Annotated in this window: 13 protein-coding genes; 7 read left to right on the top strand and 6 right to left on the bottom strand. The window is 59.8% G+C overall.

Going from position 1 to position 15201, the window contains the following annotated elements; all coding sequences use genetic code 11:
• Nucleotides 1-88 precede the first annotated feature (88 nt).
• Together ACSQ3Z_RS34750 and ACSQ3Z_RS34755 are read left to right on the top strand one after the other, a co-directional pair.
• Nucleotides 89-973, top strand: a complete 885-nt coding sequence (locus ACSQ3Z_RS34750; RefSeq protein WP_436175638.1) for a LysR substrate-binding domain-containing protein — start codon at nucleotides 89-91, stop codon at nucleotides 971-973.
• 85 nt (nucleotides 974-1058) lie between these two features.
• Entirely contained in the window at nucleotides 1059-1445 is a 387-nt protein-coding gene (locus tag ACSQ3Z_RS34755; RefSeq protein WP_436175677.1) for an NUDIX hydrolase, read from the top strand.
• Nucleotides 1446-1499: 54 nt separating this feature from the next.
• Here ACSQ3Z_RS34755 and ACSQ3Z_RS34760 read toward each other — a convergent pair whose 3' ends face one another.
• Both ACSQ3Z_RS34760 and ACSQ3Z_RS34765 read right to left on the bottom strand, forming a co-directional pair.
• The gene (locus ACSQ3Z_RS34760) at nucleotides 1500-1778 is read right to left on the bottom strand and encodes a winged helix-turn-helix domain-containing protein (RefSeq protein WP_436175639.1); all 279 of its coding nucleotides are present in this window, start codon (nucleotides 1776-1778) and stop codon (nucleotides 1500-1502) included.
• A 17-nt stretch (nucleotides 1779-1795) separates the two neighbouring features.
• On the bottom strand, nucleotides 1796-2092 hold the full coding sequence (locus ACSQ3Z_RS34765; RefSeq protein WP_436175640.1) for a hypothetical protein: 297 nt from the start codon (nucleotides 2090-2092) through the stop codon (nucleotides 1796-1798).
• Nucleotides 2093-2526: 434 nt separating this feature from the next.
• On the opposite strand from ACSQ3Z_RS34765, the gene ACSQ3Z_RS34770 reads away from it, so the two are divergent.
• Nucleotides 2527-3774: an IS110 family transposase gene (locus tag ACSQ3Z_RS34770; protein WP_436175641.1), complete on the top strand. Its 1248-nt coding sequence runs from the start codon at nucleotides 2527-2529 to the stop codon at nucleotides 3772-3774.
• Nucleotides 3775-4034: 260 nt separating this feature from the next.
• Here ACSQ3Z_RS34770 and ACSQ3Z_RS34775 read toward each other — a convergent pair whose 3' ends face one another.
• The gene (locus ACSQ3Z_RS34775) at nucleotides 4035-6023 is read right to left on the bottom strand and encodes a BTAD domain-containing putative transcriptional regulator (RefSeq protein ID WP_436175642.1); all 1989 of its coding nucleotides are present in this window, start codon (nucleotides 6021-6023) and stop codon (nucleotides 4035-4037) included.
• Between the two features lie 301 nt (nucleotides 6024-6324).
• Here ACSQ3Z_RS34775 and ACSQ3Z_RS34780 point away from each other — a divergent pair, with 301 nt between their 5' ends.
• Both ACSQ3Z_RS34780 and ACSQ3Z_RS34785 read left to right on the top strand, forming a co-directional pair.
• On the top strand, nucleotides 6325-7851 hold the full coding sequence (locus tag ACSQ3Z_RS34780) for a pyridoxal-phosphate dependent enzyme (RefSeq protein ID WP_436175643.1): 1527 nt from the start codon (nucleotides 6325-6327) through the stop codon (nucleotides 7849-7851).
• A 12-nt stretch (nucleotides 7852-7863) separates the two neighbouring features.
• Nucleotides 7864-9309, top strand: coding sequence for a pyridoxal phosphate-dependent decarboxylase family protein (locus ACSQ3Z_RS34785; protein ID WP_436175644.1), 1446 nt, complete (start codon nucleotides 7864-7866; stop codon nucleotides 9307-9309).
• A gap of 304 nt (nucleotides 9310-9613) precedes the next feature.
• Here ACSQ3Z_RS34785 and ACSQ3Z_RS34790 read toward each other — a convergent pair whose 3' ends face one another.
• The gene (locus ACSQ3Z_RS34790; RefSeq protein ID WP_436175645.1) at nucleotides 9614-10510 is read right to left on the bottom strand and encodes a DMT family transporter; all 897 of its coding nucleotides are present in this window, start codon (nucleotides 10508-10510) and stop codon (nucleotides 9614-9616) included.
• 139 nt (nucleotides 10511-10649) lie between these two features.
• On the opposite strand from ACSQ3Z_RS34790, the gene ACSQ3Z_RS34795 reads away from it, so the two are divergent.
• Entirely contained in the window at nucleotides 10650-11252 is a 603-nt protein-coding gene (locus tag ACSQ3Z_RS34795) for a TetR family transcriptional regulator C-terminal domain-containing protein (protein ID WP_436175646.1), read from the top strand.
• 865 nt (nucleotides 11253-12117) lie between these two features.
• On the top strand, nucleotides 12118-12513 hold the full coding sequence (locus tag ACSQ3Z_RS34800; RefSeq protein ID WP_436175647.1) for a rhodanese-like domain-containing protein: 396 nt from the start codon (nucleotides 12118-12120) through the stop codon (nucleotides 12511-12513).
• Between the two features lie 397 nt (nucleotides 12514-12910).
• On the opposite strand, the gene istB is transcribed toward ACSQ3Z_RS34800, so the two are convergent.
• Nucleotides 12911-13645, bottom strand: coding sequence for an IS21-like element helper ATPase IstB (gene istB / locus ACSQ3Z_RS34805; protein ID WP_436173087.1), 735 nt, complete (start codon nucleotides 13643-13645; stop codon nucleotides 12911-12913).
• Nucleotides 13578-15146: an IS21 family transposase gene (gene istA, locus ACSQ3Z_RS34810; RefSeq protein ID WP_436173950.1), complete on the bottom strand. Its 1569-nt coding sequence runs from the start codon at nucleotides 15144-15146 to the stop codon at nucleotides 13578-13580. The genes istB and istA overlap by 68 nt, the downstream gene beginning before the upstream one ends.
• Nucleotides 15147-15201 lie beyond the last annotated feature (55 nt).

Here is a 15201-nt window from a genome sequence, read left to right on the forward strand (position 1 = left end):
CGCCACGGTCCGATCTAAACGGTACAAGCAATCTGCGCATTCGAAAAATGCATAATATTCATTCCAAAAGTCCATACAGGAATACCCCATGGCACGTCGGAAGCTGCCGCCATTAAACGCACTCGTGACCTTCGAGGAGGTCGTGCGCAGGCGATCCTGCTCTCTGGCCGCGGCCAAGCTGGGCAGCACGCAAAGCGCTGTCAGCAAGCAGATCAGATCGATAGAGGAGTTCGTCGGCTTGCCACTGTTCGCACGCACAAGTCTCGGCATGATCCCGAATGAAGCCGGTGCTCAGTTGATCGACGACGTTCAGCCGTTGCTGGATGCTTTGGAACACGCGATCGATCGTGCCTCGCAGGAGGCAAAGCATCGAAAAGTCGTGATCGTCCGGGTTCTTTCGACTTTGTGCAACCAATGGCTTTTCCCTCGAATGAAGGATTTCATCGCGAGGCATCCCGACATCGACATTCAGTTTTCCACACTGCGCATCGACACCAGGGACCGCGGCACGTCAGAACTCGAGATCCTGTTTGGCAGTGGGCCATGGCTGGATTGTGATTCTGCGCCCCTCGTTGGACGGAAGTGCATCCTGATCGCCCCACCGTCAACGAGCCCGGATTTGTCGTTCGCGGAGCTGATTGGCTTGCCGCGCATCGTTCACGCGCAGGCGCGCGATGCGTGGTCGGATTTTTTCGCTTGTAGAAAAGCTGTGGACCCGTACGAAATGAACCCGGTGTCGACTTACGACATATATCAAGTCATGCTGAGCGCGGTGCAGATCGGGATGGGCATCGCACTGGTGCCTTTATGCCTGGTCGAGGAGGAACTTGCGCGCGGCGAGGTTTTCAATCCCGGCGGCCTTTCATACGAGAGCAAGCAATTCTACCATGTGATTGTCCCGCATCGGGCGAGGCCGCTCAGCGAGCCCGCGCAAATTCTGCATAAATGGTTGCTGTCTCATGCGGAGCCGTAGGCGAAACCCAACTTTTGATCTGAAGGATGGTTTTGCTTGCTGGACGCGGATGCCCGTTAATTTCGCCATTCCAGGCTTTTTGCCGATGTCTCCGATGCGAGACCAGTCCACGTTCCACGGCAACGTCTTGATTACCTCGCGGAAGACCGGTCGTTTTATGGTGCCGAAGGGCTGGCCGATGAAGGGTAAAAGCGGCAGGAAGGCTGCGGTCACGGAGGCGAGGGAAGAAGCGGGGGTAGCCGGCAAGGCATTGAAGGAACCGCTTGGTGCCTATTCCTACTGGAAGCGTCTTTCCAACCGCTTCGTCAATGTGACGGTCACGGTCTATTTGCTGGAGGTTGTCGATACCCTTCCGGATTGGAAGGAAAGCGCCCAGCGTAAACGCGCATGGCTCTCGCCCGCGGATGCAGCGACGCTGATCGATGAGCCGCAACTTGCCAGCCTCGTGAGATCCATGATCGTGCCGTCATGAGGTGACGCGAATTTCGCAGGGCCTTGCTGGCGAAAAGCGCTTCAACGCCATCGATCAAAGCGACTTGCCCTCCAAGGCGTATCCACCGAGCCGGACAGTGCGGATGAGCTCTCCGCGTGAGGACTGCTTGAGCGACTTTCGCAGCCGGCTGATATGGATATCCACTGTGCGCGGGCCGACATAGACATTGCTTGGCCAGGCCACCCGGATTAGTTCGTCGCGGCTGTGCACTTTCTCCGGGTTTTCCAACGTGTGACGCAGCAGTCTGAACTCAATCAGACCGAGCGGGATCTCACTGCCGTTGCAACGCACGTGATGCGTGTCGATCTGCATTTCGAGGTCGCCGTAGTTCAGCGATTTGCCTCCGCGAAAGGAAGGATCCATATGCCGCTGATAAAGCTGAACACCGCCGCGAAGTTCACGGCCCGCTCGAAGTCATCAAGCGACCGGCACCCGAAGCCTGTGCCCTTAACAACGCCTAGGTCAGTTGCAAATGCCTTGACAGGACGATGGCCTTTTCCGATCGGCGAATGTCCGCTTACCGACTTCCGTCGTCTGAAAGCCGACGGTCTACTTTCGGCCCTCAAGCGGTCATAGCCATCGGCAATGACGAGACGGCGCGGATCCACGATCAAATCCATGTTCATCTGAAGTCTCTTCAGTTTTCCTAGTAAATCACGCGGTGGCGCATCGAGCTACTTTCCCTTCGTTGGTGGGGAAAGGAGGCGCTGCCCCCTCTCCCCTGCAAGGAGAAAATCGGTCTCCCGTCCTTCCTCCGCTCGGCCAGGGCCGCGCTCCGTGCAGGATCGACACGGATCCGCATCCGCGGATCGGCGCCGCCCCTTCGGCTCCGCCTTCGGGCGGGCGATCCCTGTTCCAATCACGAGGCTCCCCACGGGATAAACTCAACCCGCGGGCCGATTCGTCGGGAGCCACCTGGTGATCCAGCGCTTCGAGCGCCAAGAGGGGACGAGTGCCCCGATGGATTGGCTGCGATCGACGCCCCGTGGGGAGTTGCGCCTTCGAGCGCCAGAACAGGGCCGGCGAGCATCGTAGCTGCCCGTTTGAGCAGGAGAAGGAAATGATTGGAGACATATCCGCATTCGTAGGCGTCGACTGGGCATCGGCGACGCACTACGCCTACGCACTGGATGCCGACGGAAGAAAACTCGGCCACCGCTCGTTTCCACATAGCGGCGAGGGACTGGCCGAATTAGCCAACTGGATCAGAACCACGACCGGCCATGAGCCGGACCGCGTCGGCATCGGGATAGAGGTCCCGCATGGGCCTGTCGTCGAAGGCCTGATGGATGCTGGCTTCCTCGTCCATGCCATCAATCCCAAGCAGCTGGATCGTTTGCGGGATCGCTTTACCATGGCGGGTGCCAAAGACGACCGGCTCGATGCCTTCGTCCTGGCCGACTCCTTAAGAACGGATCGCAAGCTTTACCGCTTTCTTGAGCCGATGCACCCGACCGTCATCGAACTGCGGGAATGGTCGCGCTTGACCGAGGACCTGTCCGCCGAACGCAATCGGCTTGCCAATCGCTTCCGTCATCAGCTTTGGCGCTATTTCCCGCAGGTGCTCGAGTTGTCGGAGGATTGTTCAAGGCCATGGGTTCTTGACCTGTGGGAGTTGATCCCGACCCCTGCGAAAGCGCGAACGGTCAGGGCAGCGACGGTGGCGAAGCAACTTAAACAGAGCAAGGTGAAGAAGTGGACGGCGGAGACTTTGCTGGCCCAGCTCCGTCGCACCCCGATCGTTGTCGCCGCCGGCGTCGCCGAAGCATGCGTTGCCCATTGTCAGCTCATCCTGGCGCGCCTTCGGCTGGTAATGGAGCAGATGAAGACCGCCATGAAGCAGCTCGAACGGCTGTGTTCGGCGGTCGCCGAACTCTCACCAACCAACGGGAACGCTGGCGAGCCGTGCAGCGATCCGGAGATCCTGCGATCGATGCCTGGAGTCGGACCGATCGTGCTCGCCGCGCTGCTGTCCGAGGGGCATGACGCGATCGCGCGTCGGGATGTGCGGGCGCTTCGGGCATTGGCCGGCGTGGTCCCGGTGACGCGGCGCAGCGGCAAGCAATACATGGTCGTCATGCGCCGAGCGTGCCCACATCGACTGCGCACGGCCGTCTATCATTGGGCGCGGGTTGCCGTCATGCGCGATTTTCACAGCCGGAACCGGTACGCGGAATTAAGGAAACGGGGCCATTCCCATGCGAGAGCGCTTCGGTCGGTTGGCAGCCGTTTGGTCGGGGTTGCGTGTGCGATGTTGGAAACCGGAGAGCTATTTGATCCCAATCGCGCTCCTCAGGCCACTGCCTGAATTGTCTTCGTCGAGGCGCGGAGCTCCCAAATCGCGCAGCGTCTCGACGACGGCTTTCGTTTGCATGCCGTTCGTTCGTTTCTCGCTCAGCAACGAGCCAGTTGCGCCAGAAGCGGCCGTCGCCGGACCGGCCCTCCAAAATGGTTCGAACCAGCCAATTCAGGACGTCCACCCTAATCTCTCCACCCGATTGTAGAGGCTGTTCCGCACGCGATTTTCGGTTTGCCCTTCCCGATGATGTTGCCAAAACGAAGCGGACGCTACTTCAGCCCCGCCTTGCGCAATCCGTCGAGATAGATGCCGATCTGGTTCTGGTCGCGGAGATAAAACATTCGCTGGCGTAGGAATTCTAGGCTGACCTCGTGCTCGTCGCGCTTCAGTTCCGCCAGCGCCTGGGCGGCCTCGTCGACGCGCCCCAGATGGCCGAGGGCAGAGACAAGAACGGCACGCGCCAGGAAATGCGCATTTGGCACCTGCACCGATTCGATCGCCCATTGTGCGGCTTGCTCGAAATCGAGCCGGAACAGATGCGCCATCGCCCCGTAGTTCAGGAAAGCCCAACGATATGGATCTTGAGGGCTCAATCGCACTGCTTCTTGGAAGCAGGGCAGCGCCGTGTCCATCTGCCCAGCATAAGTAAGCGAATCGCCCAAGGCACAATGGGCCTGGGCCATGGACGGATTGAGATTGATCGCCGCGTGCAGCTCGGAGAATGACCGTTCATACTCGCCGCGCGCCAAATAGACCCGCCCGAGCGCAAAACGGCAGACCGCGTCGCGAGGATCGAGCCGGCTTGCTTCGCGGGCAAGTTTGAGCGCCTTGTCCAGGAGCCCGGCACCTGGATCAGCGCCGAAATAGATGGCGTTGATTACCAGTGCATATGAAAGCCGCGCCATGGCGGCCGCAAAGCGTGGATCGCGTTCGAGTGCGCGCTCAAAGAGACGCTGCGCCTCACGGTTGGTTTCGCCGCTGAATTCATACTGCACCGAAAGCGCGCGATGGTAGAAATCCCACGCACTCATTTCGCCCTCGTCCAGCGACCGTGTTCCGGCGCCCTCAAGCATGACGAGTTCCGCCTCGATGGAGGCAGCGACGGTCTGGCTCAGATCGTCGACCGTATCCTGCAGATTTTCGCCCCTGTGGTCATACCGGTGTACCCAGAGATAGCGGCCCTGCTCGAGCCCGATCAGCTTCACGTTCAACCGCAATTGCTGGCCCAGTTGCAGGATCGATCCGTCCACGGCGTGTCGCACCAATTGGTCCGCGGCAATGCGTTGCATATCGCTTGTGGTCAGCCGCCTTGCTTCGGCAACCGGACTGGCCTTGACGTCGAGCCAGCGATATTTGGATAGCGCTGCTGCCAGTTCCTCAGACAGCATAGTGGCAAGCGCTTCGGTTTCTGAAGATTTAGGTTGGGCTGAAAAAGGGAGAACCGTGATGGTTGTTTGCCCATGTGTCGGCCCCGGAACGTCGGCTAAATGCGGCTCCGGCGCCGATGAAATATCGTCCGGCCCGGTGAACCCGGCCCGGCGGATTTCGGCAAGCAGTTTTTGAGTGTTGGGACTTGGCTCAACATGCAATTCGCGTTCAAGAATATCGCTGCAGTTCTTGTACTGCTGGATTGCGGCGGTGCGCTGCCCTTGCTGGGCATGGATGCGCATCAATAGCCGGTGCGAAGACTCTCGCAGCGGATCTAATATCACCAGCCTTTGAGCCAGAGCGATGGCCGCGTCCGGTTCGCCTTTTTGAAGCAAATATTCAGCACCGCGCTCGAAGGCCGGACAAGCGAGGGTTGCCAAACGCCGCCGCTCAATCAACAGCCAGTCCTGGAAGTCCTGTTCGCGCACGTAAAGATTGCTCAAGAATGCACCCGGATAAAGACTGGCGGCTTCGAGATCGGCTTCCGGTTTGCGCTGAGCGACGAGACTCGAAAAACGCTCAACATCCGTCGTCACGAGTTCTGAATTCAAGCTGACCTGGTCGTTGAAGGTGGCGACGACCTCGTTCGACCCGTAATCGAGTAGTTTGCGCAGTTTCCAAACGCTCTGGCGCAAGCTCTGCCGTGCCTGTTCTGTGAAGCGGTCGCCCCAGAACAGAGTCATGAGTTGGTCGCGGTTCGGCGGCATGTCGAGGTTGAGGGCAAGATAAGCCATTAGGCCCTGCAGCTTGGCGCCGACTACAGGAATGTGATCGCCGTCCGGACCGCGGACTTCCAGCGAGCCGAATAGTCGAATTGCGATCTTACCCATGCGCGGCTCGTTCCTTCTGCGCGCGAAAACGGCATGTTGCGCAAGCGGCAACCGTATTCCTTCGGTGGCGACGCAAATTCCCATCAGTCGGTGGCTTAGACGCAAATTCCCATCAGCTACTTGACGGGAGTTCCAATTTTAACGCGTCATTAACGCCGAATTCCCGGCTAGGTGCGCACCGACATAGTAACGGTCAGGTCACCGTGATGCCAGCCGAGGGGTCGAATCGAGTGAAGCCGCCATGCTGAAGGCTCTTTCGGACGTCCCACAATCTGCCCCGGCTCAGAGAGGAAGCTCAAACATGACCTTGTCAACCCGCACAGCGCCCGCACAGCGCAAGCCCGCCAGCGGCGTCGCCAGTTCCATTCTCGATACGATCGGCAACACGCCAACTGTACGGATCAATAAACTGGCGCCGGATGGCATCGAAATGTTCGTCAAGCTCGAGGCTTTCAACCCGCTAGGTTCCGTCAAGGACCGGCTGGCGCTTGGCATCATCGAGGCGGCCGAGCGAGACGGCAGCCTGAAGCCGGGACAGACAGTTGTCGAAGGCACAAGCGGGAACACCGGAATTGGCCTGGCAATGGTGTGCGCCCAGAAGGGCTATCCGCTCGTTGTCACCATGGCCGAGAGCTTCAGCATCGAACGGCGCAAGCTCATGCGGTTCCTTGGCGCGCGCGTGATCCTAACGCCAGCGGCCGACAAAGGTACTGGCATGCTGGCCAAAGCAAAGGAGCTGGCTGAAAAGTACGGCTGGTTTCTGTGCCACCAGTTCGAGAACGAAGCTAATCCGGATATTCACTCGCGTACCACGGCTGAGGAAATCCTCGCCGATTTCGGACCCAACGGGCTCGACTATTGGGTCAGCGGGCTCGGCACAGGCGGTACGTTCAAGGGTGTTTCGCGCGTCCTCAAAGCCGAGAGCCCCAGAACGGTGATCGTTGCCACAGAACCTGACAATTCCCCGCTGATCTCGAGCGGAATTGCCCAGACATACAACGACGATGGCACGCCGGCGTTGAGCCAGCCCGGATTTCGACCGCACCTCATGCAAGGCTGGACGCCGGACTTCATTCCAAAGCTAGTAAAGGACGTCATCGATGCAGGCCATATCGATCGCATGGAACTGGTCAACGGTGCCGAGGCGATGCGGCTTGCGCGCGAGCTCGCGGCCAAGGAAGGCATTTTTTGCGGCATTACCGGCGGCGCGACTTTTGCCGCGGCCCTTGCGGTCGCCCGCGCTGCACCAGAGGGTTCGCGCATCCTCGCCATGATCCCCGACACCGGCGAACGCTATCTTTCCACGCCGCTGTTCGAATCGATAGGTGCGGATATGAGCCAGGAAGAGCTTTTTATCGCGGGCAGCACACCTAGCCACCGATTCGACGGTAAGAATGCGGTCGCGCCCGCCGCGGTTGCGGTGGCCGATCCGACTCCCGCCGCGGCCGGATTCGTCGAAATGGTGACGAATGACAAAAGCAATCCGGTCGTCCTGTTCGCGCTCGAATGGTGCGAGTTCTGCTGGTCAGTCCGGCGCCTGTTCAAAGCGATCGACGTCACCTACCGCTCGATTGATCTGGACTCAGTCGAATACCAGAAGGATGGTTGGGGCGGTGACGTAAGGGTCGCGTTGCGTAAGGTGACGGGTGCGCCGACCATCCCCCAGATTTATGTCGGAGGAAAGCACATTGGCGGGTGCACTGAAACCTTGGATGCATTCAATGATGGCAGCCTGCAGGCACTGCTTAACGCTAGTCGCGTCTCCTTCGATGCCGACAAGGTGCTGGACGCCTACGCACTGCTGCCCAACTGGCTGCATCCGCGCTAGATGTTGCCATCAATGGCCAAAGATGGATTTACCGTTGCCGGGCTGGCGGCCGCCATCGCCGCCGACTACCGGCAGAACCCGCAACGCCTCCACAGCTTGGCGGGAGTTGAGGAACTGCGGGCCGGCTTCGACATCGGCCTGCCCGATATTGGCCGCCCGTCCGATCAGGTCATCGACCACCTTGTCCGCGCCGCCGGGCCCGGTCTGGTGGGCAATACCCAGCCAGGATTCCATGGCTGGGTCATGGGCAGTTCCCATCCGGCCGGCGTCGCCGCAGACTGGCTGACATCGGCCTGGGGACAGAACGCGGCCATCTATCATACCTCGCCCGCCGCGGCGGTAGCCGAGGAAATTTCAGCCAAATGGCTGCTTGATCTCCTCGATCTGCCGCGAACGGCCGCCGTGGGCTTTACGTCCGGCGCGACAATGGCCGGTTTCATTGGCCTTGCCGCCGCGCGCGGCGAAGTGCTGCGCCGCGTTGGGTGCGACATCGCCCGCGAGGGGCTGCAAGGTGCGCCGCTGATCAAGGTGTTCATCAGCGACGAATCCCATGCCTCGAATTTCGCGGCGCTGCGTTATCTGGGCTTTGGCGAGAGCAATCTCGTTCGCATTCCCGCCAATGTCCAAGGCGTGATGGATGTTGCAGCCCTAACGGAGGCCCTCGGTTCGGGGTCCAATGGTATAGACCGCGCCCCGAAAATCATCGTTTGCCAGGCTGGACACATCAATAGCGGCGCCTTCGACCGGTTTGACGCTATTGCCGATATTGCCGGACGCTCCGGCGCATGGCTGCATATTGACGGAGCCTTCGGGCTTTGGGCGCGGGCCGCACCGGATCTCAAAATGCTGGCCGCCGGCGCCGAGCGCGCCGACTCCTGGGGGGTGGACGGCCATAAATGGCTGCAGCTGCCCTATGAGAACGGCTTCGCCATTGTCAGCGACCCCGTGGCATTGCGCCGGGCCATGGACATCGCCGCAGGCTATTTGACCCATTCCGCTGATGATGGGCGCAATCCGACCCATTTCGGCCCGGAACTCTCGCGCCGGGCGCGTGGATTCGCTGTCTGGACCATGCTGCAAACGCTGGGGCGGCATGGCATTATAGACGTGATCGACAACCACTGCCGGGCGGCGAAACGACTGGCGGGTCGGTTGGTAGACGTTCCTGGCGTGCGAGTTGAAAACGACGTCGTTCTCAATCAGCTGGCTCTGACATTTGGGACGGAAAGCGACGAAACCGCCCAGCGAAACCGCGCCACCCAGGCGGTATGCGACCGGCTCAATGGAACCACGAATTATTTTCTGCGCACGGCGGCGTGGAATGCAAGAACCATTCTGCGTGTTTCAGTGATTGGCGCAGGCGCAACCATCATGGCCATGGACCAGCTGGCGGACGATATTCATGATGCCTGGCGCAGCTTTTTAGCCGAGCGACATCAGGGTGCCGGTTGCTGCTGATTTCTGCGTAATCGTCAGTTCGGGCACTGACTTGCTCGCGTTGCCGAGGGGGACTTCCGGCTGCCTGACAGGTCGCGCCATTTGCGGACATTCGCTGAGCATGCCGCTAATCGCCCTGCAGCGATAACGGTAGGTAGGTGTGGTGCAAGCTTCGCGGGTTACTCGACGGAAAGCAGAAGCGTATTCGTTTCATCGTTGGTTATTCCAAGTCGCGCTTCGATGGCTGACGGAGTGCCCTTAGCAGAGGCGAATGAGGCAGGGCTATCGCGTAGGTCATGGAGTCTAAATTGGGATTCTTGGCCGTTCAGCTGGCGGTCAATACCGCCCCGTGCTTTGCGTCCGAGACCTTTCGCAAGCTGACAGCCAGAGCGACGCCACTGACGATGACGAGCAGGCCGCCGAGGATAATGCGCGGTGTGGGCAACTCCGAGAATATCAGGATGCCAAAAAGGCATGCCCAGATCACAGTCGAATATTCCATTGGACCCACAATCGATGCCGGCGCGAATCGGCAGGCTTCGAAAAAAAACAGCTGCGCCAGATAAATCTGGAGTCCAAGAGCAAGCATGAGAACACTGTCAAGCAGTGTTTGAGGGGACTGCCACCGCGTGAACGCGGCACTCAGCAGAATGAAGACAATGCCGGTGCTGAAAAGTTGAACGTCCGAACTTTCGCGCGCGCCGCTTTTCCGGGTGAGGACCACAGCCATCGCCCACAACAGGCCAGCTCCCAGAGCGATCAGAGAAGGAACCGGACTGACATCGCCTGCCGGATTCGCGGCGATGACCGCGCCGGCAAGACCGAGGAGAATGGCAATCCAGTGGAAGCCGCGGATGCTCTCGCCAAGCAGTACGGCCGCGAGTAACACACCGATCAGCGGCGACGTGGAGTATAGCGTGGTGACGTTCGCAAGTGGCATGAGGCCGGCTGCAACGAAGAAGCCAAGCGCCGATAGGAAGTGAAGGACGGCGCGCAACGCAGTAGGAACTTTGTAGGGACTCGCAATGAAGGCCCTGACCGTTGCCTGCCGCCCCAGGGCCAGCGTTATGACGAGCATCACAGCGCTGCGAGCGAAGATGAGCTGCCACAGCGAGTAGCTCTCGCCCAACCATTTCATGGTTGCGTAGTGCAGCGAGTACATGGCGTAGCAGGCAAGGGCTAACAGGATGCCCAGCATTTTTCGATCTGCGACGTGGTTCATTTCATGCGCCTCCCGTTCCGGGTCTCCTGTCATCCACCGCTTTGGGGCGCGCCGGATTTGTCGAACCTGGTGGCGAATCCAGTTGGCCTGCCGAGCGGATGGTGGTATGGCTAGCAGGTAGTAAACTGGTCTACTAGCCATGCCCAAAGAAAATAACCCGACCCGCGACAGATTAATCGCCGAGGGCCTCAAGTCGCTGATCCTGAACGGTTTCGACGGCGTCGGTTTGAACGCCATCCTCCATTCGGCGGGCGTTCCGAAGGGCTCTTTCTACTATTTCTTCAAGAGCAAGGAGGAATTTGCCGGCGCGGTTCTGGACGCCTACGAGCGCCACTATGTCAACATGCGCAATGAAATATTCAATGACACTTTCTGCAGCCCCCTGTGGCGGCTTCGAAACTATTTCGACGCTGTCGAGCGTCTCCACCTGGCCGAAGCGCCTCTTGGGGGTTGCCTTTTCGGGGTTCTCAGCCAGACCGCCGCCGCACGCACCCCCGAGTTCCGGGCAAGGCTTGCCCGGGTGTTCTCCAGGTGGGAGGCTCAGTTGCGCGAATTGCTGGAAGAGGCACAGGACATCGGCGAAGTCGATCCAAGCCTTGATGCTAAGGATGCGGCAGCCTTCCTTATCGATTGCTACGAGGGAACGCTGGTCCGCATGAAAGTTGACGGCGATCGAAGTTCTTTCCGCAGGTTTCGACGCCTCGCTCTCGAGCCTCTCGGGATTAACAAACAATCACAGTGACCGAAGTTGGCAGATATTGTTGAACGCGTCGGTCGGAATGATTGCGCGGCCCTTTTTTTGATAGCGGGCAGCGCGATCCGTCCACGTGCGGTGGTCGGCCGCACCGCGTGAGAGCAACCTGGGAAGGTCGGATTAGGGTCGATAGTGTTGAAAAAGTCGGCGACCAAGTCCATTGGGACGCTCGGGTAGAATATCGTTTCGCGAGGGGTCTAATTGCGAATCGTGATTCCAGAAAAAGCCCCGCCAAGAATGGAATTCTGTCAGAGAGGCCCGCTTCGCAGCCCGGCGGACTTTTTCAACACTATCGGTCATGGGCGTGAATTCGACCACCGTAGAACGAACTTCTGCTTTGGATGTGGAACGTTGCCGTTCGTCTCGTCGATGGAAACGAGCAAGTAGCGCCATCTGCCGACGTTCGATCAACTGGACCGCAACGTCCGCATTGAGAGAGCATTGTGGCCTTTGATGGGTCGCCTCAGCACTGGGCAGGTAAATTTGCTGGACGATGGACCCTGTAGGTGTGATGGTGACGCGGTAGGAAACGGACCAGCAATTTGAGGTTCCTGTGTCAATGGATTCGGGACACTCCCAAAGACGGTTGGCCGTCGTTTTGGCCGCAAAAGTGGTGAACACCATGGACGCCGACGAGGCAGTGACCCTCGCGGCGCTCAATACACGTCGTCCTGGCCTTAACGACGAGTATCAGGACCGAATCTTCAAGCTGACTAGTGATAGACTGCTCGCTGAGTTTCCGCGCTTTCAGGATCGAACCCCAAGACATGTCGGAGTGAGAGATCGCAAACATCCCTTAGAGAATGCTCATTCTGAAGACATCGGGCCTGAGGTATGAGATGGAGGTACACGAATGGCAAAGACATTCAATCAGATGGTCAGTGAAGCACTGGCTGCAGTTCCGGCGATCAGTCCAACGGAAGCACGGCAGCGGATCCAGCAAAACCCACGGACCCTTGTAATTGACGTACGCGATGTTGCCGACATCAGCGGAACGGGCATCATCCCCGACGCGATGAATATCTCCCTCGGCACATTAACTTATAAGGCCGACAATGAAGTGGACGAAAACTGGCGCGAGCCCGCACTTCGCGACCGCAGCCGCCCAATCATCACGACCTGCGAGGTTGGTCCAATGGGTGCGCTGGGTGGCAAGCTGCTCAAGGATATGGGCTTCGCGAACGTAACAATTCTTGAGGGCGGCACACAGGCATGGAAGGACGCGGGCTTTCCTACGAAGCAAGTCTAAGTGGACCTGAACGCAACTAAGCGCCCAACCCTACTTCGCTTTCGCCGGCGAGAATGGCCGGCGAGAATTCAGTTGCGGCTCCAGCCACAGCCGTCATGGATCGATCTAACCAATCGAATGTCTACTCTGGTGCAACGCGTCTGATTGTGCGTTCCAGAAATTCGTCCGCAACCTCGTCGTAAGCCGTCACTGCGCGGACGACGAGCGACCGACACTGATGACTCATTCCGGGAAGTGCGCCTATAACTGTCAATCACCACGGAATCGGGACCCTGGTTTTTCATGTAAAAGGGACCCTGGTTTGGGGTGGTGAAGGGCACGCCGGTTAGCGCCCGATCAGGCGAAGCTGGTCGGGGTTGCACAGCCTGATCGGGTGCGGCTGATTGGCTTTTCGACTTCAGCTTTGAGATCGGCTTTTGAAGCGCCAGGATTCGTTGCCAGTCTCGGCGATCTCGCAGTGATGAGTGAGGCGGTCGAGCAGCGCGGTTGTCATCTTGGCGTCGCCGAAGACGCTTGGCCATTCCCCGAAGGCGAGATTGGTGGTGATGATGACACTGGTGCGTTCGTAAAGCTTTGAGACCAGATGGAAGAGCAACTGCCCGCCGGCCTGGGCGAACGGAAGATAGCCGAGTTCATCGAAGACGACGAAGTCGAGCCGGGTAAGATGATCGGCAATGCGGCCCTGCCGGCCGGCACGGGTCTCGGTCTCGAGCCTGTTGACGAGGTCGACAACGTTGAAGAAGCGCCCGCGTGCGCCGTTGCGGATGAGAGAACGGGCAATGGCGATCGCCAGATGCGACTTGCCGGTGCCTGTCCCGCCGACCAGGACGACATTGCGCTGATCGGCGACGAAGGCGCCGGCGGCGAGGTCGCGGATCAGGCTCTCGTTGACCGGCGTGCCGGCAAAATCGAAGTCCTCGATATCCTTGGCCAGCGGAAGCTTGGCGACGGTGAGCTGGTACTTGATGGAGCGGGCCTGCTTCTCCGATATCTCGGCCTGCAACAGATCGCCGACGATCTTCGGCGGTTCGTGCTGCCGCTTAATGGCGACGCCCATGATCTCGTCATAGGCCGAGCGCATCCCGAAGAGTTTCAACGCCCCCATCAGTTCCAGTACTTCGGTGCGTTCCATGGCTGTTCGTCCTCCTGAGGCTGTCATAACGGGCGCAGTCGGCGATCGGCTCGTGAGCCAGCTTCAGCGCCTGTGGAATGGAAAGGATCGTGCCCGGCGCCGGATCGCGGCTGCGGGCCAGGATGTTGAGGATCACCGCCGCCGACGAGACGCCGTGCTCAATGGCTTCCTGGCAGGCGGCCTCGACCGCGCTCAATCCGTCGGTCAGCACGCAGGTGAGGATCGACACCATCTGCCGGTCGCCGTCATCAACCGCCTTGAGCTTGCGGCGCACCTTCTCCATTGCCGACGGCAGGACCCAGCCAAGGAACGGCGCGCCGTTGCGCAATCCGCCCGGCTTACGGGCCAGCACCGGCACGTAGTGCCAGGGATCGTAGATGACCTCGTTGCGGCCGAAGCAGCGGGCATGCTCGCCCACGACCACGCCGTCCTGGCGGATAATGATCCGGTCGGCATAAGCATGGATCTCGACCGGCCGGCCGACGGCACTCGACAGCACCGAGTATTTGTTGTTGTCGAAGCGCACCGTGCAGGTCTTCGACACCGACGCGGGAATGCAATGGAAGCCGTCGAAGCGACCGGCATAGGGAATGAAGCTGGCGCGCTCTTCTTCGAATACGTCCCAGACCGTGCGCTCGCCCTGTTCGGGATGCCGATGCGCCTTGGCATAGGCAACGCATTTGTCGGCCAGCCAGCCGTTGAGATCCTCCAGCGTCTTGAAGCGCAGCCTCGGTGTGAAGAAGCGCTCGCGCACCAGCCCGACCTGGTTCTCGACTTGCCCCTTCTCCCAGCCGGCCGCCGGCGTGCAGGCCTCCGGCTCGACAAGGTAATGCCCGCACATCTGCGCAAAGCGGCGGTTGTAGCGGCGATCCCTGCCGATGAAGATCGCGTCCACCGCCGTCTTCATGTTGTCGTAGATGCCGCGCGTGCAGGCGCCGCGGAAGAAGCTGAACGCCCGGTCATGGGCGTCGAACACCATCTCCTGCGTTTCGCGCGGATAGGCCCGCACGAAGAACATACGGCTGTGGCAAAGCCGCATGTGCGCCACCTTCACCGTTACCGTCACGCCGTCGAGTAGAACGATCTCGTGGCTCCAGTCGAACTGGTAGGCCTCGCCCGGCGCAAAGCTCAACGGAATGTAGGCTTCGGCCGCGGCGCTGCCGCGATCCGCCTCCCAGCTCTGAGCATGTCGCCACACCGAACTGTAGCTGCCGTCATAGCCGAGGCCGCGAAGCTCCTCAAAGATGCGGATCAGTGTCAGCCGCTCCCGCTGAGACTTGGCCGCATTCGCCGACAGCAGCCGATCCAGCTCGTCACGCCAGGCGCCCATCCGGGGATAAGGCTGATGCTTGCGCTCGTAGCGGAACTCTGTCTCCTCGGAACGCAAAACCTTGCGCACCACCTTCCGGGAGATCTTCAGCTCCCGGCAGATCGCTTTGATCGACTTCCCCTGCACCAGCGACAGCCGGCGTATCTTTGCAATCGTCTCCACAACCAACATCCAAAACACAAATGCCTCCGACCAAACCGGAGGCATCTTGATGACCCCACGTTAA

This window comes from Mesorhizobium sp. LjNodule214 (assembly GCF_964252735.1).
GTDB lineage: Bacteria > Pseudomonadota > Alphaproteobacteria > Rhizobiales > Rhizobiaceae > Mesorhizobium.

Excerpts from the sequence above, each read along its gene's own strand:
- ACSQ3Z_RS34790 (WP_436175645.1), bottom strand. The coding sequence starts at position 10,510 with ATGAACCACGTCGCAGATCGAAAAATGCTGGGCATCCTGTTAGCCCTT.
- ACSQ3Z_RS34775 (WP_436175642.1), bottom strand. The coding sequence starts at position 6,023 with ATGGGTAAGATCGCAATTCGACTATTCGGCTCGCTGGAAGTCCGCGGT.
- ACSQ3Z_RS34795 (WP_436175646.1), top strand. The coding sequence starts at position 10,650 with ATGCCCAAAGAAAATAACCCGACCCGCGACAGATTAATCGCCGAGGGC.
- istA (WP_436173950.1), bottom strand. The coding sequence starts at position 15,146 with ATGTTGGTTGTGGAGACGATTGCAAAGATACGCCGGCTGTCGCTGGTG.
- istB (WP_436173087.1), bottom strand. The coding sequence starts at position 13,645 with ATGGAACGCACCGAAGTACTGGAACTGATGGGGGCGTTGAAACTCTTC.
- ACSQ3Z_RS34770 (WP_436175641.1), top strand. The coding sequence starts at position 2,527 with ATGATTGGAGACATATCCGCATTCGTAGGCGTCGACTGGGCATCGGCG.
- ACSQ3Z_RS34750 (WP_436175638.1), top strand. The coding sequence starts at position 89 with ATGGCACGTCGGAAGCTGCCGCCATTAAACGCACTCGTGACCTTCGAG.
- ACSQ3Z_RS34760 (WP_436175639.1), bottom strand. The coding sequence starts at position 1,778 with ATGCAGATCGACACGCATCACGTGCGTTGCAACGGCAGTGAGATCCCG.
- ACSQ3Z_RS34765 (WP_436175640.1), bottom strand. The coding sequence starts at position 2,092 with ATGAACATGGATTTGATCGTGGATCCGCGCCGTCTCGTCATTGCCGAT.
- ACSQ3Z_RS34755 (WP_436175677.1), top strand. The coding sequence starts at position 1,059 with ATGTCTCCGATGCGAGACCAGTCCACGTTCCACGGCAACGTCTTGATT.
- ACSQ3Z_RS34780 (WP_436175643.1), top strand. The coding sequence starts at position 6,325 with ATGACCTTGTCAACCCGCACAGCGCCCGCACAGCGCAAGCCCGCCAGC.
- ACSQ3Z_RS34800 (WP_436175647.1), top strand. The coding sequence starts at position 12,118 with ATGGCAAAGACATTCAATCAGATGGTCAGTGAAGCACTGGCTGCAGTT.
- ACSQ3Z_RS34785 (WP_436175644.1), top strand. The coding sequence starts at position 7,864 with ATGGCCAAAGATGGATTTACCGTTGCCGGGCTGGCGGCCGCCATCGCC.